Below are 20,584 nucleotides of genomic sequence, written 5' to 3'. Positions count from 1 at the left end.
GCCCGCCCCTTTCTCAGGTCGCAAGAGGGCGATTCTTGACTACATCAAAAGCGGCAACCGGTATCGTGGGCCTGGACGACATCCTCGCGGGTGGTCTTTCGCGCAGCCACGTATTTCTCCTTGAAGGAGAGCCCGGCACCGGCAAGACCACCGTCGCGCTGCAGTTTCTGCTGGCGGGCTCGGCGGCTGGCGAACGCGGTCTGTACATCACGCTGTCTGAAACCGAACGTGAATTGCGCGATGGCGCACGTTCCCACGGCTGGGAACTGGACGAGAACATTTCAGTATTTGAACTGACGCCTCCTGAGGATCTCCTCAACGCTGCGCATCAGCAGAGTTTGCTGTACTCCTCGGACCTTGAACTGGGTGAGGCGACCAAACAGATTTTCGAAATAGTCGAAAAGGTCAAACCTTCGCGGGTGATCATCGACAGCCTGTCCGAGATCCGTCTGCTGGCACAGAGTTCGTTGCGCTACCGCCGGCAGATCCTGGCGATCAAGCACTACTTCGCACGCTACGACACCACCGTGGTGCTGCTCGACGATCTCACCACCGAGTCTCTGGACAAAACCGTGCACAGCGTTGCCCACGGCGTCATCCGCCTTGAGGAGCTGACGCCAACCTATGGCGCCGAGCGCCGACGCCTGCGGGTGGTGAAGTACCGCGGCCAGAAATACCGCGGCGGTTTTCACGACTTCACCATCATGGCCGACGGCATTCAGGTGTTTCCGCGCCTGGTGGCGGCCGAGCACCGCACCGGGTATGTCAGCAGACAGTTCAGCAGCGGCATCAAGGAAGTCGATGCCCTGCTCGGCGGCGGTATGGACAGCGGCTCCAGCACGCTGATCCTCGGCCCTGCGGGCACCGGCAAATCGCTGATCGCGCTGAAGTTTGCCGCCGCGGCGGTGGAGCGCGGCGAAAAAGCGGCGCTGTTCATCTTCGATGAAGAGATCGGCCTGCTGTATGCGAGGATGATCAAGCTGGGCATCGACCTCCACGCCCTGGAACAGACCGGCAACCTGGTCATTGAACAAGTGGACGCCGCCGAGCTGTCACCCGGGGAGTTTTCCCATCGGGTGCGACGCTGCGTGGATGAACAGGGAATTCAGACCGTGGTGATCGACAGCCTGAACGGCTATCAGGCCGCCATGCCCGAAGAGAATGCCCTGGTGCTGCACGTCCACGAGCTGCTGCTCTACCTCAATCGACAGGGCGCTTCGACCTTCATGACCGTTGCCCAGCACGGTCTGGTCGGTGACATGCAGACGCCCGTCGACGTTACCTATCTGGCTGACACGGTCATTCTGTTGCGTTACTTCGAAGCACTGGGCCAGGTTCGTCGGGCCATCTCCATCATCAAGAAACGCACAGGCACCCATGAATCGACTATTCGCGAATACCGCATCGGTGCGTCCGGCATGACCATCGGCGAACCGCTGGACGCTTTCCAGGGCGTATTGCGTGGCATCCCCCATTATCACGGCGAGAACAATCCGTTGTTGCGGGACGCTGACGCGTGAGCACTCAGGGACAACTCTCGGAACGGGCCATCATCCTGGCCCCCCACGGACGGGACAGCCAGCTCGCGTTGACCATGCTCCAGGAGGCCGGCTACCCGGCAATCATTACCCACGACCTCGCCCAGCTGTGCGGCGAGCTGATGTCTGGCGCGGGTCTGGCGATCATCGCTGACGAGGCCTTGCGCAGCGCGGACATCAACCCGCTGCTCAGCCTGCTGGCCAATCAACCGGCCTGGTCGGACTTCCCCATCGTGCTGTTGACCCACCACGGCGGCCCGAAACAGAACCCTTCGGCGCATCTGGGCAAGATGCTTGGCAACGTGACGTTTCTGGAGCGGCCTTTCCATCCCGCCACGCTCATCAGTCTTGTGAGCACCGCTGTGCGCGGGCGCCGACGACAATACGAAGCCCGAACGCGTCTGGAAGAGCTGCTGGAAAGTGAGCAACGCCTGCAACATGCGCTGAAGGCGGGACGGCTGGGATCCTGGCAGCTGGACACCGAGTTTCTTGCGCTGGAATGCTCAGCCATCACCAAGGCGCACTTTGGCCGGCACGAGCGCGATGCGCTGCCCTATCACGACTGGCTGAGTTCGGTGGACCCCGAAGACCAGCCTCGCATGCAGTCCGTCTTGCAGCAGAGCCTGGACAGCGGCGCGGACTTCATCATCGAGTTCCGCAACGTCTGGCCGGACGGCTCGGTGCACTGGGTGGACATCCGCGCCCGGGCGATTCGGGCGCGCAATGGCCGCGTCAGTCTGCTGTCCGGTGTGACCTCGGACATCACCGAACGCAAGCTGGCCGAACACCAGCTGCGCCGGCTCAACGAGACGCTGGAGCAGGAGGTCGAGGAACGCACCTCGCAACTGCGCCATAACGAGGAGGTGCTGCGTCAGTCGCAGAAGATGGAAGCAGTCGGACAGCTCACCGGCGGCATCGCCCATGACTTTAACAACATGCTCACGGGCATCATCGGTAGCCTGGAACTGCTAAGGCGCAGGCTGCAGCGGGGTCGGCTGGACGACCTTGATGGCCTGATCGACCTGGGCGTGACCTCGGCCAACCGCGCCGCTGCCTTGACCCATCGCTTGCTGGCGTTTTCGCGGCGTCAGTCGCTGGACCCCAAGCCCGTACTGATGAATGACCTGGTCAACTCCATGGGCGAACTGCTCAACCGCAGCGTCAACGAGAGCATCCGCCTGGACATGTGCCTGGACCCAGAGTTGTGGACCGCCGAGGCCGACCCGAACCAGCTTGAAAGCGCGCTCCTCAACCTGGTACTCAACGCCCGCGACGCCATGCCCGATGGCGGCATGCTGATGATTGAAACCTTCAACCGCCGTCTCGACCGCGATTTCACCAACGCCCACGAAAACCTGCTGCCGGGCGATTACGTCGTGCTTAGCGTCCGTGACACCGGCTGCGGCATGCCGGAGACCGTCATTAGCAGGGCATTCGATCCGTTTTTCACCACCAAGCCAATCGGCCAGGGCACAGGCCTGGGCTTGTCGATGATTTATGGTTTTACCAAGCAATCACATGGACACGTGTCGATCGAAAGCCAGGTGGGAGACGGCACCACGGTGCAGTTGTTTCTGCCGCGCTATCAAGGGGCGGCCCAGCAGGATGATCCTGCGCTCCCCAATGACACGGCGCAGGCCCGCGAAGGCGAAACCATTCTGCTGGTCGAAGACGACCCCGCCGTGCGAGCGCTGGTCAGCCAGGTGCTCGGCGAATTGGGCTACGCGTACGTGGAAGCGGGAGACGCCGTGGGAGCGATTCCGATCCTGGAGTCCGGTCAGCGCATTGATTTGATGATCAGCGACGTGGGCCTGCCAGGCATGAACGGACGCCAGTTGGCTGACATCGGGCGGCAAATGCGCAGCGACCTCAAAGTGCTGTTCATCACCGGCTATGCGGAAAACGCCAGTGCGCGCTCGGGATTTCTCGAAGAAGGCATGCAGATGATCACCAAGCCGTTTGCCTTTGACCAACTGACGGCCAAGGTGCGGGAGATGATCGAGGGCTGAAGCGAGACGGGTCAAAACATGAAAGCCGGCGATTGCCGGCTTTGTTGTCTGTGGCTTTGCTCGTCCGGGCGCTTAGTTGAGCAGGGACTGGATCTGCGTGTGCAGGGTTTCCATGGTGAACGGCTTGGCCAGAATGGGGGCCTTTTTGGCGATCGGGCTGCCCGAGTCCACGATCTCTGCCGGATAACCGCTGATGAAGATCACCTTGAGCTCCGGTCGCAGCTTCACCGCGGGCTCGGCAATCATTACACCGGACACGCCGCCAGGCAGGCGGTAATCGGTGATCATCAAATCGAGGTGGGGCTTGGTGGCAAGGATTTCGAATGCCTGCTCCCCGTTCTCCGCCTGCAACACCCGATAGCCTTCACCCGACAGGTAGTCGGACAGCAGCATCAGAATGAGCGGCTCGTCTTCGACGATGAGTACGACATTTTCTGCATCAGAGCTCATTTGAACGCCTTTGATCTTATAGATAGCTGCCATTACGACCATGGCCTGCGCTGGAGGTTGCGCAGAAAAACAGTTATTTGATGAAGACCTCGAGAGCGGTTGATTTGATCGTTCCCACGCTTGGCGTGGTAACGCAGCGCTAGACGCTCCGCGTCCTTCAGGCGGGGCGCATTCAGTCAGCAAAATTGTTGGCGTCTGGGATGGCCTCTTCCCGGCTAAAGCCGGTGCCACTAAACAGCAGCGCGTCAGTCAGTGGGAATGGCTCCAACCGTAGGACCGGCTTTAGCCGGGAAGCTTTTGCTGTTGATCTTCTACGCGATAGCCCAGACACCGCAAACGCGACTTGGGTGCAGGCTGAACGCAGGTTTCGCGGAGTGGGCCGAGCCGCATGGATGCGGCGAGAGCTGCCCCCCGCCATGGATGGCGGATGGCAGCGGGCCCATGGAGCGGGACCTGCGTGAAGGAACCCTGACGAAGGAAGGGCCTAACCATGAGCAGGCACTTTTGCTTACTTTTGGTTGGTCCGGCTCCCGGCTTTTCAAAAGTAAGTCGCCGAAGGCGAAACAGTCTGCCCCCAGGCAGACGCTTGTGATCTTGATCTTAAAGATCTTGATCAGAGCGGCAGCGATACCCGGAACATCGATCCCTCGCCCTCTTCGCTCTCGACGTTGATGCGGCCGCCGTGGGCGCTGACGATCTGATCGGAGATGAACAGCCCAAGGCCCAGCCCCGCCACCGCGTGACTCGCCGCGACCCGCTCGAACTGCTGGAAGATGCGCTTCTGGTTCTCCGGGCTGATGCCGATGCCGTGGTCGCGCACTTCGACCCGCGCCTCGCCCGCCTCGCTGTACACCCGCACTTCGATGGGCTTGTGCGCGCCGTAGCGCAACGCATTGGTGAGCAGATTCGCCACCACCTGTTCGATGCGGAACTCATCCCACACGCCAATCACCGGCGTGTCAGCGTGAAGGGTCACGACGCTGCCCGCGGCGGCGATCTGGGCGGCGTAACTTTCTACCAGATTGATCACCAGCTCGGACAGATCGAAGGGGCTGGTGCGGATCGACAGTTTGCCGGTTCGAATTCGCGACACGTCGAGCATGTCTTCAATCAGACGAATCAGGCTCTGGATCTGCCGCTCGTCGCGGTCCACCATGGCGCGAAGCTTCTCCATGGTGAACGCCGACGCGTTGTCCTTGGCCAGGTGCAGCTTGCGCAGCTGTGTTTCCAGAATCAGCCCGTTAAGCGGTGTGCGCACTTCGTGGGAGACGATGGACATGAAGTCGTCGCGCATCCGGATGGCGCGCTCCAGCTCGTTCTGCGTGGACTTGAGTTCGCGCAGCAGGGCTTCCTGCTCCTGTCGGCTGCGTTCAAGTTCTTCGAGCTGCTGTTTGAGGGCTTTGCGCTGGCGATACAAATCAACGAACACGTTGACCTTGCTCTTGACCGCATGGATGTCGAGGGGCTTGTGCAGGAAATCCACCGCACCGCTCTCGTAGCCCTTGAAGGCGTAGTTCAGCTCGCGCCCGGCGGCACTGACGAACACGATGGGGATGTTCTTGGTTTTCTCGGTGCTGCGCATCAGCTCGGCGAGCTCGAAGCCGTTCATGCCCGGCATCTGGACATCGAGAATGGCCATCGCAAACTCGTGTTCGAGCAGCAACGACAACGCCTCGTCCGCGGACAGCGCCTTGAACACCTGACGGTCCTCACGCTTGATCAGCGCTTCGAGGGCGAGCAGGTTCTCGGGCAAATCATCGACGATCAGCAGTTTGGCTTTTATTTCACTCAGCATGCAATTCGTTCCAGCTCGACAAGCAGGGACCCGATGTCGGGCAAAGGCAATAGAAAGTCCGGCGTATGGAGGGCAAGTGCCGCCTCGGGCATGGTTCGCGCCAGCGCCTGGGCCGGGTCCTGGACCACGGTGAGACCACCGTACTCCTTGATTCGTGCCATTCCGCGCGCGCCATCGCTGTTGGCGCCGGTCAGCAGCACACCCGCCAGGCGGTTGCCGTACGCGTCGGCGGCCGACTCGAAGAGAATGTCGATACTCGGGCGCGAGTGGTGAACCCGGTCTTCCTGGCTCAGAGACAGGCTGAGATCATTCTCGATCGACAGGTGATAGCTCGGCCCGGCAAAATACAACGTGCCCGGCTTGATGGTTTCCTTGTCGTCCGCTTCCTTGACCGGAATCGCCAGGTTCACGGCGAAGACCTCGGCCAATTGACTGCGACGCTGGTCTGGCACATGCAGCACCGTCAGGATCGGCAGCCGATAACCCTTGGGCAGCGTGCGAAAAATCTTCAGCAGCGCCTCGACCCCGCCGGCCGACGCGCCGACCACAATCGCTTCCACCACCGGCAACGGATGCTGATTGGCCGTGGTGCCAGGAAATGACGTTTTCATGATTTGCGGTAGATCCGCTCGAGCTTGACCAAGGGGTCGAACCGGTCTTTGTACCCGGAAAAGTCCAGGGTTTCCTTGCTGCCCAGCACCAGGAAGCCCCGATGGCAGAGGGACTCGTGAAACAGCCCGAAGGCCCGGTCCTGCAGCTTCTTGTTGAAGTAGATAAGCACGTTGCGGCAGGAGATCAACTGGGTCTCGGAGAACACGCTGTCGGTTGCCAGGCTGTGGTCGGCGAAAGTGACGTTCTCGCGCAGGGTCTTGTCAAAAATCGCGTAATCGTAGGCCGCGGTGTAGTACGTCGAAAAATCCCGCTTGCCGCCGGCTTTCAGGTAGTTCTCGTTGTAGCCGCGGATGTTTTCCATGGAAAAAATGCCCTGCTTGGCCTTCTCCAGGGAATGCGGATTGATGTCGGTGGCGTAGATGATCGTGCGGTCAAGCAGGCCTTCCTCGCGCAGCAGGATGGCCATGGAGTAGACCTCTTCGCCGGTGCTGCAGCCGGCGATCCAGATTTTCAGCGACGGGTAGGTCTTGAGCAGCGGCACGACCTCCTCGCGTATGGCGAGGAAGTGCGTGGGGTCGCGGAACATCTCGCTGACCGGGATGGTGAGGAACTGCAGCAGCTGCATGAACGCCGAAGGGTCATGCAGGACCCTGTCTTGCAAGGCGGAAATGGTCTTCAGTTCAAACTGACGCAACGCGTGCGACACCCGTCGTTTCACCGACGCGCCCGAGTAATCGCGGAAATCGTAGCTGTACTTCAAGTAGATCGCTTCAATCAGCAAGCGCAACTCGATATCGGCGTCTCTCTCAAGGTGCATCGGCAACACTCTGGGTCGGGCAACGGGCGTGGTCAATTGATTCGGATCAGTCAGATACGTTCCATCTTCGGTAGCCACACACGAATGAGCGAAAACAACCGGTCCAGATCGATCGGCTTGGCCAGATAGTCATTTGAGCCCGCCTGCAGGCAGCGCTCCTGGTCGTCTTTCATGGCCTTGGCGGTCACGGCGATGATCGGCAGCTTGCGCCAGCGCGGGTTCTTGCGGATCTCGATGGTGGCTTCGTAGCCGTCCATCTCGGGCATCATCACGTCCATCAGCACCAGGTCGATGTCATCGACGGTGTTGAGCTTTTCGATCGCTTCCAGGCCGTTGCGCCCGACCTCGACGATGGCGCCCTTGTGCTCCAGGGCGCTGGTCAGGGCGAAGATATTGCGCACGTCGTCGTCGACCACCAGGATCTTGCGCCCCTCGAACACCCGATCGCGGCTGCGCGCGGTCTTGAGCATCTTCTGGCGCTCGTTCGACATCTGCGACTCGACCTTGTGCAGGAACAGCGTCACTTCGTCGAGCAGGCGTTCCGGCGAGCGCGCGCCCTTGATGATGATGGTGCGCGAGTACTTCAACAGCTCGGCTTCTTCATCCCGGGTCAGGTTGCGCCCGGTGTAGACGATGACCGGCGGGAACGCGCAGATCTCGTCGGTGGACATGCGCTTGAGCAATTCATTGCCCAGCATGTCAGGCAGCTTCAAGTCGATGATCATGCAGTCGTAGGCGTTGTCGCGCAGCAGCTCGAGGGCATCCTGGGCAAACCCGACAGCGGTGATCTCGATGTCATCGTCGCCGATCAGGCGTGCAATGCTGTCGCGCTGCAAGGCGTCGTCTTCCACCAGCAGGATGCGCTTGACCTTCTGCGTGAGCTTGGCTTCGAGGCGGGCGAAAACGTCCTTGAGCTCTTCGCGGGTGGTCGGCTTGACGGCATAGCCGATCGCGCCCATCTGCAGCGCGGCTTCCTGGCGGTCTTCGACGGAGATGACGTGCACCGGGATGTGCCGGGTACTCGGCAGTTCTTTGAGGCGTTGCAGCACGGTCAGACCGGAATGGTCGGGCAGGCGCATGTCCAGCAGGATCGCGTCCGGTATGAACGCCGCAGCCAGGTCAAAGCCCTCGTCAGCGGCGTGGGCCACCAGGCAGTTATAGCCAAGCTCGTGGGCCAGGTCATAGAGGATGTGGGCGAAACGCACTTCATCTTCGATGACCAGAATGCAGCGCTTGCTGAACGGCGCCTTTTCGCGGTCATCAGCAAACCGCGGAATGGCCTCGGCCGGCGGTGCAGGCCTTGCGGGAACCGGCGCGGGCGGCGTAATGCGCACTGGCACGTGCTCTGGTTGAACAGCAGCCACTGGGGCATCGGCGTACTGCGAAGGCTCCCGCTCGACGTACTCTTCCGGCAGCACCAAGGTGAAAATACTGCCCTGCCCCGGCGCGCTGGTGACGCTGATCGAGCCCCCCAGCAGGCGCGCCAGATCGCGGGAAATCGACAGGCCCAGGCCAGTGCCGCCGTAACGCCGGTTAGTGGTGCCATCGGCCTGACGGAACGCCTCGAAAATGCTTTCCTGCTGTTCTTCGGCAATCCCGATGCCGGAGTCGCGGACGGTGAAGGCCACGCCCTCGCCGGGCTGCCGCGACACGGTCAGGCTGACCGCGCCGCTTTCAGTGAACTTGATGGCGTTGGACAGCAGGTTCTTGAGGATCTGCTCCAGGCGCTGGCGATCGGTGTACACCGAGACCGGCGTGCCCGACTGAATCTCCACCGAGAACTCCAGCTTCTTCTCGCCCGCCAGTGGCTGAAAGGTCATGCGCAGCCCCTCCACCAATCGGCTGACGCTGCTGTTTTCCGGGCGCATGTCCAGCTTGCCGGCTTCGACCTTGGAGATGTCCAGAATGTCGTTGATCAGGTTGAGCAGGTCATTGCCGGCCGAGTAGATCGATTCGGCAAACTTGACCTGTTCTTCGCTGAGGTTGTCCTGGGGGTTCTCGGCCAGCAGCTTGGCCAGAATCAACGAACTGTTCAGCGGAGTGCGCAGTTCGTGGGACATGTTGGCGAGGAATTCGGATTTGTATTTGCTGGAGCGCTGCAGCTCTTCGGCGCGGGCTTCCAGCTCGACCTGAGCGATATGCAGTTCTTCATTATTGCGGTCCAGCGCGTCACGCTGGTCAGCCAGTGCCTTGCCCTGCTCCGACAACTGCTCGTTGGTCTGCTCCAGCTCCGCCTGCTGGGTTTCCAGGTGGGCCTGGGATTCCTTGAGGATACGCGACTGCTCTTCGAGCTCTTCGTTGGCGGTGCGCAGCTCTTCCTGCTGCACCTGAAGCTCTTCGTTGAGCTGTTGGGTTTCGGCAAGCACTTCCTGCAAGCGCTGACGGTAACGCGCGGCCTCAATCGAGGTGCCGACGTTCTCGGCCACCAGTTCCAGGAACTCCAGGTCACGCGGGGTCAGCTCGCGGAGGAAGCCCAGTTCGATCACGCCGTTGACGTGATCATCGTTACTGGTCGGCACCACCACCACGCTGCGCGGCGAGCCTTCGCCGAGCCCGGAGGTCACTTTGAAGTAGTCTTGAGGCACATTGTCCAGGGTGATGATCTGGTCCTGCTCCGCCGCTTTGCCGACCACCCCTTCGCCGCTGTAGATCGACTGCTCGTGCAGTTCCTGCTCGCGGGAGAAACCATAGGACGCGACGCGCACCAGACCGCCTTGTTCCTGGCGCACATACACGGCCGCCACCACCGCGCCGAGGTACTGGGCGAAGAAGTGCAGCACGTTGCGACCCAGCAAGTTGAGGGTCAGCTGGCCGATGACCTGCTCGGCCAGTTCGCTCTGACCGTTACGCAGCCAGGCGACATGGGACAGGCGCTCGGCGTCCGTTTGCTGTGCCTTGAGATTGGCCGCATAAGTGTCGGACAAGGTCGTCATGTCGCGACGACCGACCCAGGCAAGCAGGCCACTGACGATCAGAATGAACGCGATGTACAGGGACACCGACAGCACCGTAGTGTGGGTCACGTCCGTGTTACGGGTCAGACGCAGCTGGTGCTCGACGTTGGCCGCCTGCTCGTACTGATCGCGCATCTCGTCAGAAAGGCGCTTGCCGCGACGGTTCTGGATCGGCGTCTGGTAGTCGCCCCCTGAGCGGCGCAGGGTAATCATCTCCTGGGCAAAGGCGTTCCACGAGGACTGCAATGCCGCCAGCCGCTTGAAGCGATCGACCTGTTCCGGGTTGTCAGCGACCAGCTCTTCAAGCCCCTGGAGCTCGGTGCTGATGGCCGGCTTGGCCACTTCGTACGGGTCGAGAAAACGCTCATCGCCGGTCAGCAGAAACCCGCGCATGCCGGTTTCCATGTCCACCGACAGCTTCAGCGAACGGTTGATATTGTTGATCACCCGATCCGTGTGCTCCACCCACTGGATGGCCGACAACAGATAGGAAATCAGAATGACGAAGAAGGCCGCGCTCAGCACGCCGACGGCCAAAGGTAAACTCACGTTGCGGCTTAACAATTTGCGGAAACGTTGCTCATCAACTGCAGAGGTGGGGATCATCGCAAGGGCTCGGGCGGATTCGTCTAAACGACGGAGTGTGCCGTAAACGTCGGCTAAAACTCCAGCCTCCGACGTACTACGCTGAATTATCTGGCATTAAATCAAGACGCGGCTGATTGACACTATACGTTTGAGTGGAATCCAAAAGCCACTACACTCATTTGAACCATGTTGTTGCGGCGCGGAAGTTGGCACAATTGCGCCCCCAGCAAAACGCTGCACACTGCACCTTGATAAGCCGCGTGCGATGCCTCACCGCCCACCTAAGGAATTTTCCATGTCCGACTCACCCAGCACGATCCTGGTGGTCGAAGATGACGACATCGTCCGGATGTTGATCGTCGACGTCCTCGAGGAGCTTGAGTACAGCGTGCTTGAAGCAGCCGACGCCGGTGAGGCTCTGGTGGTGCTGAAAAACGCCGACCAGCCCATTGACCTGATGATGACCGACCTGGGCCTGCCCGACATGAACGGTCGGGAACTCGCCCTGCTGGCCCGTGAGCTGCGCACCGACATTCCGGTGTTGTTCGCCAGCGGTTACGCCGATTCCGTTGAGGTGCCGGCCGGCATGCACAACATCGGCAAGCCGTTTTCCATCGATCAGCTGCGCGACAAGGTCAACGGCATCCTTGGCCATTGAGCCACTGGGGCAGCGCGCCCCGCTTCACGTCCTGATCATCGGTTACGTGTGGCCCGAGCCGCGCTCGTCAGCAGCCAGCGGCCATGTCATGCAACTGATCGACTGCTTTCTCGAGCAGGGCTGGCAGATCACCTTCGCCAGCGCCGCCACCGAAGGCGAGCACAAGGCCGATCTCGCGACGCTGGGCATCACCGAAGTCGCCATCGCGCTCAATCACAGCAGCTTCGATGCCTTTATCGGTGAACTGCAACCCGACGTGGTGCTGTTCGACCAGTTCCTGATGGAAGAGCAGTTTGGCTGGCGCGTCGAGAAACAGTGCCCCAACGCGATTCGTCTGCTGGAAAGTTCCGACCTGCAAAGCCTGCGCAATGCCCGTCATCAAGCCGTCAAGGGCCTGCTCAACGGCAAGCCCGATGCTGACCTGTCCGATTTTTTCCGCGCCTCACCGGAGCAGCTCTTTGCCTGGATGGCGATCACTGATCTGGCCCAGCGCGAGGTCGCCGCTATCCATCGCAGCGACCTGAGCCTGATGGTGTCCGACGTCGAAATCGACCTGTTGACCGAGCAGTTCTCTGTGCCGGCTGCGCAGTTGCACTGGACGCCGCTGTTGGTGCGCAACGCCGCTTCGCACTCGAGGCGCTTCGAGGACCGGGCGCACTTCATCAGCATCGGCAACTTCCGCCACGCCCCGAACTGGGACGCCGTGCTGTGGCTGAAAAACACCGTCTGGCCGCTGATCCGCGCGCAACTGCCTGCGGCGCAGCTTCATGTGTACGGCGCCTACACGCCGCCCAAGGCTGCGGCGCTGCATAACCCCACGCAGGGGTTTCACATCATGAACTGGGCTGAAGACGCGCTGGAGGTCATGGGCGCGGCGCGGGTTTCCCTGGCGCCGTTGCGCTTCGGCGCGGGGATCAAGGGCAAGATCATCGACGCCATGGTCTGCGGCACGCCGACGGTGACCACGCCCATGGGCGCCGAGGCCATGCACGGCGAACTGGCGTTTCCCGGCGCCGTGGCCTGCGATGCGCAAGGGCTGGCAGACGCGGCCGTCAGCCTCTACACCGATCAGGCACGCTGGGCCCAGGCGCAACGGGATGGGTGGCAATTGCTGCCAGCGCGTTTTGGCCATGAGCAGCATTGCGCAGCGCTCATTCAGCGCATCTACGCGTTGCGCGACACCCTGGCTGCCCATCGCGCGGCCCACTTCACCGGCGCCATGCTTCGCCACCATCAGCACAAGAGCACTCAGTACATGTCGCAGTGGATCGAAGCGAAGAACAAGCCTGCCTGAGGTGCGCGGCGCGTTCGCTTAGCAGACCGCGCGGCGCAACAGGTAAGTGTCCATGATCCAGCCCTTTTGTGCCCGCGCCGCCTCTCGCGCCTGACGAATCTGCGCGCTGACCTCGCGCAGCCGTCCTGAAATGAGCACCTCATCAGGGGTGCCCAGGTAAGCCCCCCAATAAATGTGCAGATCCTCATCGACGAAGCGCTCGAAGGTGCAGTGCGCGTCCAGCATCACCACGCTGTTGCGGATATGGCCGCCCTGCTCCGCCGCAAGTTCCCGGCCCGTGGTGATCTGGATGGGCTCACCGATCCGATTCAGACCAATGCGGTGCCCGGCGGCCAGCGCCTGCACGCTGGTGATGCCGGGAATCACCTCATAGTCGAATGACTCACGGCCGCGAGCGAGCACCTTATCGAGAATCCGCATCGTGCCGTCATACAGGGCCGGGTCACCCCACACCAGAAACGCCCCGGTCTGGCCAGCGTGCACTTCATCGGCAATCAATTGTTCAAACAGCACGGCGCGCTGCTCGTGCCAGTGTTCGATACCGCTGCGATAAGACGGGGAATCGTCCTTGCGCCCGGGATCGCTCACCTGCACCAGGCGATAGTCACGGCCCGTGATGTAGCGCTCGCAGATATCCCGTCGAAGCGCCAGCAGATCGTCGTTGGCGTAACCCTTATCCAGAATGAACAACACTTGGGTGCGATTCAGCGCATTGATGGCCTGAACGGTGATGTGCTCGGGATTGCCCGCGCCGATGCCGATGACGAGGATTTTTTTCATGGCTGGCGGTTTCTCCAGGGGAATGGGTGGCAGGCACTCGCAATGCCGCTGCGAAGCGGCATAACGAAGCCTTATTCGTGGAGCTCGCGCAATGCGGCGGTAGCCAGAAAACCCGAGCGCGAGCGGTAGCGTTGATCACTCCTGACCCGGGCGTCGATGCGTTCGAGCAGCACTTCAGGCAACGTCGCATTGAACCGCACAGAGCGGCCGAAGTAGGGCTTCACGTCAAATTCGACCACGGCCCAGCCCCCGCCCTGGTAATCCGGATTATTGATGTGCGCGTCGATGTCCAGCGGCTGGGGCAGCGCCTCGCCGTCAGCGACCAGCCCTTCAAAATGCAAGACGAGCGCTTCCTTCACATTGTCGAGCGCCTGGCTAACGGTCGCGCCAGCGGAAACACAGCCCGCAATGTCAGGCACCGTAACGCCGTAGACCGAGTCAGGGTCTTTATGTAAAACGACGGGTAACTTCATATTCCTATCCTTTTTTGACCGATGGGGATAGTACACACTGAAGTTTCCTGAACCACGGTGTGGGAGTTCTTTAAGGCGACAGGATGTAACGTGGTCAGAGGCGGCCCCCATGCACCCCTTCCGGCCGGATGTCATCGGGCGCGCTCCATCTGCGCGGATCACAGCACTTTTTCATGGGGTTACAGTTACGGGATAGCGCAGTGGTGGATAGCTGGTGATAGTGACCGCCCCGCCATCGCCACCTGGACGACGGTTTGACCTGATACCCATATAGGTATAGATTCGAGCATGTCACAAGGATTTGTAAAACCGCTTTTCTGGGTGGCCGGCAGTCGAAAGGACCTCATGACCATGCCCGCCGATGTTCAAGACACCATGGGATATGCCCTTTACCTGGCACAGACCGGAGGCATGTATTTCCAATGCAAGCCGCTGAAGGGTTTTGGCCACGCGGGTGTGCTTGAAGTTGTTGAAGACTTTCACGGCAACACCTATCGCGCGGTCTATACCCCGCGCTTTGGCGACGCGGTTTATGTGCTCCATTGTTTTCAGAAAAAGTCGACAAAAGACATCAAGACGCCGCAGCCCGATATTGCCTTGATCAAACATCGGCTGACGGCCGCTGAATCTCACTGGAAAGGACTCAAACATGACTGAAATCGAACGTGGCAGCGGCAATGTCTACAGCGACATTGGCGTCCCCAGCCCCGATGAGATGCTCGTAAAGGCTCAACTGGCCGCAGAGATTGGCAGCATTCTGAAAGCCCGCCAGTTAACACAGATTCAGGCAGCGGAAATCCTCGGCATGCCGCAGCCCAAGGTGTCGGAGATGCTTCGCGGCAAATTCAGAGGCATCAGTGAGACGAGGATGATTGATTGCCTGGCGCGGCTTGGGCGTGACGTGCAGATCGTGGTCAAGCCGGCCCCACGCTCGCGTAAGGAAGGCCGGGTTGAGGTGGTGATCGTTTGAAGCACGTGTCTGTATTCCGTCCGGCAAATAGTGCACATTAGCCCCACGCCATTCTTCCGACCGGCCCCCGCATGACCAAAACAACAAGAGTGACCGACCCTTCCTATGAGTTGATGGACGACCACAATGGCCTGTCGATCATCTACCGCGAGCACGGTTTTCCCTGCCCGCTGGTGCGCTGGCATTTCCATAAGGAATACGAGCTGCACCTGATTGTCGCCAGTTCCGGCAAGGTCTTCGTCGGCGATTACATCGGCAATTTCTACCCCGAATCGCTGTTTTTCACCGGCCCCAACCTGCCGCACAACTGGATCAGCCAGATCGAGGAAGACGAGGTCGTGCCCAAGCGCGACATGCTGGTCAATTTCACCGAAGAGCTGCTGGAAAGCGGCAATCAGGTGTTCGCAGAACTCAAGACCCTGGCGCCGCTGCTCGAGCGCGCTCAATACGGCATCGAATTCCGCTGCAAACGCACCATCCGACAAGCCACGCGGCTGATGCAGAAGATCGCCGACACCACCGGCATGACTCGCCTGGGGCACTTCTTCATTCTGTTGGAAGCGCTCGCCGCGAGTGATGATTTTCAGCTCTTGTCCGGGACCACTGCCTCGCAGCTGTCCGACGATCACGCCGTGGAGCGCACCAACAAAGCCGTGGAATACATTTTCACCCACTACGCCCGCGAGCTGCCGCTGGAAGAAGTCGCGGACTATCTGGGCATGAAGCCGACCTACTTTTCTCGTGTGTTCAAGCAGGCCACCGGGCGCTGCTTTGTCGAGTTCGTCAATCGGCTGCGCATCAGCAAGTCCTGCGAACTGCTTGCCGACGGCGACCGTCCGGTGACCGACGTGTGTTTTGAGTCAGGCTTCAACAACATCTCCAACTTCAATCGCCGCTTCCAGCAGCTCAAAGGCATGACCCCCTCGCACTATCGCCGCCTCGCCGTGCAGCGCCTCACCGAACAAAACCTGTACTGATTCGTTGCCGCTTGCTGCCGTTCAACTACGCTGGACGTGCGCCGCCCCGTGCGCTGGCGCCGTTCTTCGGCGTCAGCGTTTGAATCTTCAGTGCAAAAAAGTATCAGTTAACGTGCGCCGCAGGATTTGTCAGCGTGCGCTCACAAGGCTGTAATCAGCTGACATTCTTCCTGGCCTCCGGAAGGAACAAAAACAATAACCAAGCTTCTGTCGTCCACCCGGGCGAAGAAGAGGAGTGATAAATGAAGACCTCTGCACATGTGCTCGTTGCCGGTACCTGCCTGACCCTCCTGTCTCTGTGCAACACCGCCACGGCGGGTGATGTGACCATCGCCACGGTGAACAACAGCGACATGATCCGCATGCAGCGGCTGTCCAAGACCTTCGAAGAACAGCACCCTGACATCAAGCTCAAGTGGGTGGTGTTGGAAGAAAACGTGCTGCGCCAGCGCCTGACCACCGACATCGCCACCAAGGGCGGCCAGTTCGACGTGCTGACCATTGGCATGTACGAAGCATCACTCTGGGGTGCCAAGGGCTGGCTCAAGGAAATGAACGATCTGCCGGCGTCCTACGCTCTGGACGACGTGTTCCCTTCAGTACGCGATGGCTTGTCGGTTGACGGCAAACTGTTCGCCCTGCCGTTCTACGCAGAAAGCTCCATCACCTACTACCGCAAAGACCTGTTCAAAGCAGCGGGTCTGACCATGCCGGAGCGGCCGACCTGGACCCAGGTGTCCGAATTCGCCGACAAGCTCACCGACAAGTCCAAAGAACAGTACGGCATCTGCCTGCGTGGCAAGGCCGGCTGGGGCGAGAACATGGCGCTGATCACCACCATCGCCAACTCGTTTGGCGCCCGTTGGTTCGATGAGCAGTGGAAGCCGCAATTCGACCAGCCTGAGTGGAAAAACGCGCTGACCTTCTACACCAACGTGATGAAGAAGGACGGCCCTCCGGGCGCCTCCAGCAACGGTTTCAACGAAAACCTCGCGCTGTTCAACAGCGGCAAATGCGCGATGTGGGTCGATGCCAGCGTCGCCGGCTCCTTTGTCACCGACAAGGCCCAAAGCAAAGTGGCCGACAATGTGGGCTTCACCTACGCGCCCCATGAAGTCACCGACAAGGGCTCGGCATGGCTGTATTCGTGGGCGCTGGCGATCCCGACCAGCGCGAAAAACGACAAGGATGCACGCGCCTTCACCGAATGGGCGACCTCCAAAGAGTACGCCGCGCTGGTGGCCGCCAAAGACGGCGTCTCCAACGTACCGCCAGGCACCCGCGCATCCACCTACACCGATGCCTACAAACAAGCCGCGCCGTTCGCCAACATCACCCTGGAATCCCTCAAGGCCGTCACGCCGAAAGCGCCGACCCTGAAACCGGTTCCGTATGTCGGCATCCAGCTGGTGACCATTCCCGAGTTCCAGTCGATCGGCACCTCCGTTGGCCAGCAGTTCTCGGCGGCTCTGGTGGGCACTTCCTCCGTGGATCAGGCACTGACCAATGCGCAAAGCGTCGCAGAGCGTGAAATGAAGCGCGCGGGTTACCCGAAAAAGGGCTGATACCCGTTGCTTGAAGGCGGTGGGCGCCGGTCGCCCGCCGCCCACGTTCACGCTTTTGCCCGGTTCGGAGTCCACATGAACACCTCAACCCTCACCCCACGCACCGTCGCGGCCGACGATAAATCGTCCGCCAAAGGCAGCGTCACCAAACCCGGCTGGTTTCTGGTCAGCCCTTCGGTGCTGTTGCTGCTGGTCTGGATGATCGTGCCGTTGGGCATGACCATCTATTTTTCGCTGATCCGCTACAACCTGCTCAACCCCGGCGAGAACGAATTCGTCGGCCTTGAGAACTTTGAATTCTTCGTCACCGACGCAGGCTTTTTGCCCGGCGCCATGAACACGCTGCTGCTGGTCGGCAGTGTGCTGGCCATCAGCGTGATCCTCGGCGTGCTGATCTCGGCGTTACTGGAAGCCAGCGAGTTTTTCGGTCGCGGCATCGTCCGTGTGCTGTTGATCTCGCCGTTTTTCATCATGCCGACGGTCAGCGCGCTGATCTGGAAAAACCTGATTTTCCATCCGGTGTCCGGGATTCTCGCCTGGGTCTGGAAGCTGTTCGGCGCCCAGCCGGTGGACTGGCTGGCCAATTACCCGATGCTGTCGATCATCATCATTGTGTCGTGGCAGTGGCTGCCCTTCGCGATTCTGATTCTGATGACCGCCATGCAGTCGCTGGATCAGGAACAGAAGGAAGCGGCGCGGCTGGACGGCGCCGGCCCGATTGCGATCTTCTGGCACTTGACCCTGCCGCACCTGGCGCGCCCGATCGCCGTGGTGGTGATGATCGAAACGATCTTCCTGCTCTCGGTGTTCGCCGAAATCTTCACCACCACCAACGGCGGTCCGGGTTTCGCTTCAACCAATCTGGCGTACCTGATCTACAACCAGGCACTGCTGCAATTCGACGTGGGCATGGCATCGGCGGGCGGTCTGATTGCCGTCGTGATCGCCAACATTGCCGCGATCATCCTGGTACGGATGATCGGCAAAAACCTCACCGACAAGTCTTGAGGGCAAGGTCATGATGACGCTCAAACAATCCCGTCGCCTGCAAAGTGCCCTGCTCGGCACCTTGTCCTGGCTGATCGCGGCGCTGATTTTCTTCCCGATCTTCTGGATGGTCCTGACCAGCTTCAAGACCGAGATCGACGCGTTTGCCACGCCGCCGCAGTTCATTTTCACGCCGACCCTGGAAAACTACCTGCACATCCAGGAGCGCAGTGACTACTTCCACTTCGCCTGGAACTCGATCCTGATTTCCTTCAGCGCGACGATCCTGTGCCTGCTGATCGCGGTGCCAGCGGCCTACTCCATGGCGTTTTTCGAAACCAAACGCACCAAGGGCACGCTGCTGTGGATGCTCTCCACCAAGATGCTGCCGCCGGTGGGCGTGCTGATGCCGATCTACCTGCTGGCCAAGACCTTCGGCCTGCTGGATTCGCGCATCGCACTGATTGTGATCTACACGCTGATCAACCTGCCGATCGTGGTGTGGATGATTTACACCTACTTCAAAGACATTCCCGGGGAAATCCTCGAGGCGTCGCGGCTGGACGGCGCGACCACTCGCCAGGAGATCTTTCGGGTGCTGATCCCGATCTGCAAGGGCGGCCTGGCATCGACGGCATTGCTGTCGCTGATCCTGTGCTGGAACGAGGCGTTCTGGTCACTGAACCTGACCTCCTCCAATGCCGCGCCGCTGACCGCGTTGATCGCCTCGTACTCAAGCCCTGAAGGTTTGTTCTGGGCCAAGTTGTCGGCGGTGTCGACCCTGGCCTGCGCGCCGATCCTGATCTTCGGCTGGATCAGCCAGAAACAACTGGTTCGCGGGCTGTCGTTTGGTGCCGTGAAATAACACAAGGCCCTGTAGGAGCCGGCTTGCTGGCGAACCCAATCCCAGACTCGACACTGAGGTGTCTGATCTGAAGCGTTCGCCAGCAAGCCGGCTCCTAGAGGTAGATGTACACCGCCCGACATTTTGAAGAATAAAACTGGAGCCCATCATGGCTAACCTGACAATCAGAAATCTGCAAAAAGGCTTCGACGGCCACCAGATCATCAAAGGCATCGACCTGGACGTGAAAGACCGTGAATTCGTGGTCTTCGTGGGTCCGTCGGGCTGCGGCAAATCCACCCTGCTGCGCCTGATCGCCGGGCTGGAAGACGTCACCAGCGGCAGCATCGAGCTCGACGGTCGGGAGATTACCCAAGTGACTCCGGCCAAGCGCGACCTGGCGATGGTGTTTCAGACCTACGCCCTGTACCCGCATATGACCGTCGGCAAAAACCTGTCATTCGCGCTGGACCTGGCCGGCACGCCAAAAGCCGAGGTCCAGAAAAAGGTCGACGAGGCCGCGCGCATCCTTGAGCTGGGTCCGCTGCTGGAGCGCAAGCCCAAGCAATTGTCGGGCGGCCAGCGCCAGCGCGTGGCGATCGGCCGCGCCATTGTGCGCAACCCGAAAATCTTTCTGTTCGACGAACCGCTGTCCAACCTCGACGCCGCCCTGCGCGTACAGACCCGCCTGGAGCTGTCGCGCCTGCATAAAGAACTGCAGGCGACGATGATTTATGTCACCCACGATCAGGTCGAAGCCATGACCCTGGCCGACAAGGTCGTCGTGCTGAACGGCGGCCGCGTGGAACAGGTCGGCTCGCCGCTGGAGCTCTACCACCACCCGGCCAACCTGTTCGTCGCGGGTTTTCTCGGCACGCCGAAAATGGGCTTCCTCAAGGGCAAGATCAGCCGAATCGAAGCGTCGGCCTGTGAAGTCACGCTGGACGCCGGCACAACCGTGCTGCTGCCCTTCACCAACGCGCAACAGAGCGTGGGGGATGCGGTGACGCTGGGTATTCGACCCGAGCACCTGGAGCTGGCCAACGAGGGCGATTGCCAATTGACCGTCATCGCCGATGTCAGCGAACGCCTGGGCAGCGACACCTACTGCCACGTGCGCACCACCTCCGGCGAACCGCTGACCATGCGCATACGCGGGGACCTGGCCAGCCAGTACGGCGAAACCCTGAAGCTGCACCTCAACAGCGCGCATTGCCACCTGTTCGACGCCCAGGGCCAAGTCATCCGCCGCGCGCTGCAGGCTGCTGCCTGA

18 protein-coding genes are annotated in these 20,584 nt (G+C 60.6%); 11 read left to right on the top strand and 7 right to left on the bottom strand.

Annotated features, from left to right (window positions below; all coding sequences use genetic code 11):
- Positions 1–35 precede the first annotated feature (35 nt).
- Complete coding sequence (locus VF672_RS12830; protein WP_331104961.1) at positions 36–1,520, top strand: ATPase domain-containing protein; 1,485 nt, start codon at positions 36–38, stop codon at positions 1,518–1,520.
- Positions 1,517–3,547, top strand: coding sequence for a response regulator (locus VF672_RS12825; protein WP_331104960.1), 2,031 nt, complete (start codon positions 1,517–1,519; stop codon positions 3,545–3,547). Before VF672_RS12830 ends, VF672_RS12825 begins: the two co-directional genes overlap by 4 nt.
- Positions 3,548–3,619: 72 nt before the next feature.
- On the opposite strand, the gene VF672_RS12820 is transcribed toward VF672_RS12825, so the two are convergent.
- The 5 genes from VF672_RS12820 to VF672_RS12800 all read right to left on the bottom strand — a co-directional run bounded on the left by VF672_RS12820 (position 3,620) and on the right by VF672_RS12800 (position 10,781).
- On the bottom strand, positions 3,620–3,997 hold the full coding sequence (locus tag VF672_RS12820) for a response regulator (RefSeq protein WP_331104959.1): 378 nt from the start codon (positions 3,995–3,997) through the stop codon (positions 3,620–3,622).
- Positions 3,998–4,610: 613 nt separating this feature from the next.
- On the bottom strand, positions 4,611–5,792 hold the full coding sequence (locus VF672_RS12815; RefSeq protein WP_331104958.1) for a hybrid sensor histidine kinase/response regulator: 1,182 nt from the start codon (positions 5,790–5,792) through the stop codon (positions 4,611–4,613).
- The gene (locus VF672_RS12810; protein ID WP_331104957.1) at positions 5,786–6,403 is read right to left on the bottom strand and encodes a chemotaxis protein CheB; all 618 of its coding nucleotides are present in this window, start codon (positions 6,401–6,403) and stop codon (positions 5,786–5,788) included. Before VF672_RS12810 ends, VF672_RS12815 begins: the two co-directional genes overlap by 7 nt.
- Positions 6,400–7,221: a protein-glutamate O-methyltransferase CheR gene (locus VF672_RS12805; RefSeq protein WP_331104956.1), complete on the bottom strand. Its 822-nt coding sequence runs from the start codon at positions 7,219–7,221 to the stop codon at positions 6,400–6,402. The genes VF672_RS12810 and VF672_RS12805 overlap by 4 nt, the downstream gene beginning before the upstream one ends.
- A gap of 50 nt (positions 7,222–7,271) precedes the next feature.
- Positions 7,272–10,781, bottom strand: coding sequence for a response regulator (locus VF672_RS12800; RefSeq protein ID WP_331104955.1), 3,510 nt, complete (start codon positions 10,779–10,781; stop codon positions 7,272–7,274).
- 277 nt (positions 10,782–11,058) lie between these two features.
- Here VF672_RS12800 and VF672_RS12795 point away from each other — a divergent pair, with 277 nt between their 5' ends.
- Both VF672_RS12795 and VF672_RS12790 read left to right on the top strand, forming a co-directional pair.
- Positions 11,059–11,421 (top strand): response regulator, encoded by a 363-nt coding sequence (locus tag VF672_RS12795; protein ID WP_331104954.1) that lies wholly within the window; start codon positions 11,059–11,061, stop codon positions 11,419–11,421.
- A gap of 88 nt (positions 11,422–11,509) precedes the next feature.
- Positions 11,510–12,715 carry a glycosyltransferase family 4 protein gene (locus VF672_RS12790; RefSeq protein WP_331104963.1) on the top strand — a complete coding sequence of 402 codons (1,206 nt, stop codon included), beginning with the start codon at positions 11,510–11,512 and terminating at the stop codon, positions 12,713–12,715.
- 18 nt (positions 12,716–12,733) lie between these two features.
- Here the strand turns inward: VF672_RS12790 and cobF are convergent, their stop codons facing one another.
- Both cobF and VF672_RS12780 read right to left on the bottom strand, forming a co-directional pair.
- A complete protein-coding gene (gene cobF, locus VF672_RS12785) occupies positions 12,734–13,495 on the bottom strand; it encodes a precorrin-6A synthase (deacetylating) (RefSeq protein WP_331104953.1) in 762 nt (253 codons plus the stop codon).
- Positions 13,496–13,566: 71 nt separating this feature from the next.
- Positions 13,567–13,968 carry a type II toxin-antitoxin system HicB family antitoxin gene (locus VF672_RS12780; protein WP_331104952.1) on the bottom strand — a complete coding sequence of 134 codons (402 nt, stop codon included), beginning with the start codon at positions 13,966–13,968 and terminating at the stop codon, positions 13,567–13,569.
- A gap of 345 nt (positions 13,969–14,313) precedes the next feature.
- Between VF672_RS12780 and VF672_RS12775 the strand changes: the two genes are divergently transcribed.
- The 7 genes from VF672_RS12775 to VF672_RS12745 all read left to right on the top strand — a co-directional run bounded on the left by VF672_RS12775 (position 14,314) and on the right by VF672_RS12745 (position 20,584).
- Complete coding sequence (locus VF672_RS12775) at positions 14,314–14,625, top strand: type II toxin-antitoxin system RelE/ParE family toxin (RefSeq protein ID WP_331104962.1); 312 nt, start codon at positions 14,314–14,316, stop codon at positions 14,623–14,625.
- Positions 14,618–14,938, top strand: coding sequence for a helix-turn-helix transcriptional regulator (locus VF672_RS12770; protein ID WP_331104951.1), 321 nt, complete (start codon positions 14,618–14,620; stop codon positions 14,936–14,938). The genes VF672_RS12775 and VF672_RS12770 overlap by 8 nt, the downstream gene beginning before the upstream one ends.
- Positions 14,939–15,009: 71 nt before the next feature.
- Positions 15,010–15,915, top strand: coding sequence for an AraC family transcriptional regulator (locus VF672_RS12765; RefSeq protein WP_331104950.1), 906 nt, complete (start codon positions 15,010–15,012; stop codon positions 15,913–15,915).
- A gap of 242 nt (positions 15,916–16,157) precedes the next feature.
- Positions 16,158–17,480, top strand: coding sequence for a sugar ABC transporter substrate-binding protein (locus VF672_RS12760; protein WP_331104949.1), 1,323 nt, complete (start codon positions 16,158–16,160; stop codon positions 17,478–17,480).
- 75 nt (positions 17,481–17,555) lie between these two features.
- On the top strand, positions 17,556–18,488 hold the full coding sequence (locus VF672_RS12755) for a sugar ABC transporter permease (RefSeq protein WP_331104948.1): 933 nt from the start codon (positions 17,556–17,558) through the stop codon (positions 18,486–18,488).
- A 10-nt stretch (positions 18,489–18,498) separates the two neighbouring features.
- The gene (locus VF672_RS12750; protein WP_065991391.1) at positions 18,499–19,332 is read left to right on the top strand and encodes a carbohydrate ABC transporter permease; all 834 of its coding nucleotides are present in this window, start codon (positions 18,499–18,501) and stop codon (positions 19,330–19,332) included.
- 148 nt (positions 19,333–19,480) lie between these two features.
- A complete protein-coding gene (locus VF672_RS12745) occupies positions 19,481–20,584 on the top strand; it encodes a sn-glycerol-3-phosphate ABC transporter ATP-binding protein UgpC (RefSeq protein WP_331104947.1) in 1,104 nt (367 codons plus the stop codon).

It is taken from the genome of Pseudomonas sp. (genome assembly GCF_036387035.1).
In the GTDB taxonomy this organism is placed as follows: domain Bacteria; phylum Pseudomonadota; class Gammaproteobacteria; order Pseudomonadales; family Pseudomonadaceae; genus Aquipseudomonas.
The sequence above is the reverse complement of the archived record's forward strand: the minus strand, read 5'-3'. Positions and strand labels throughout refer to the sequence as shown.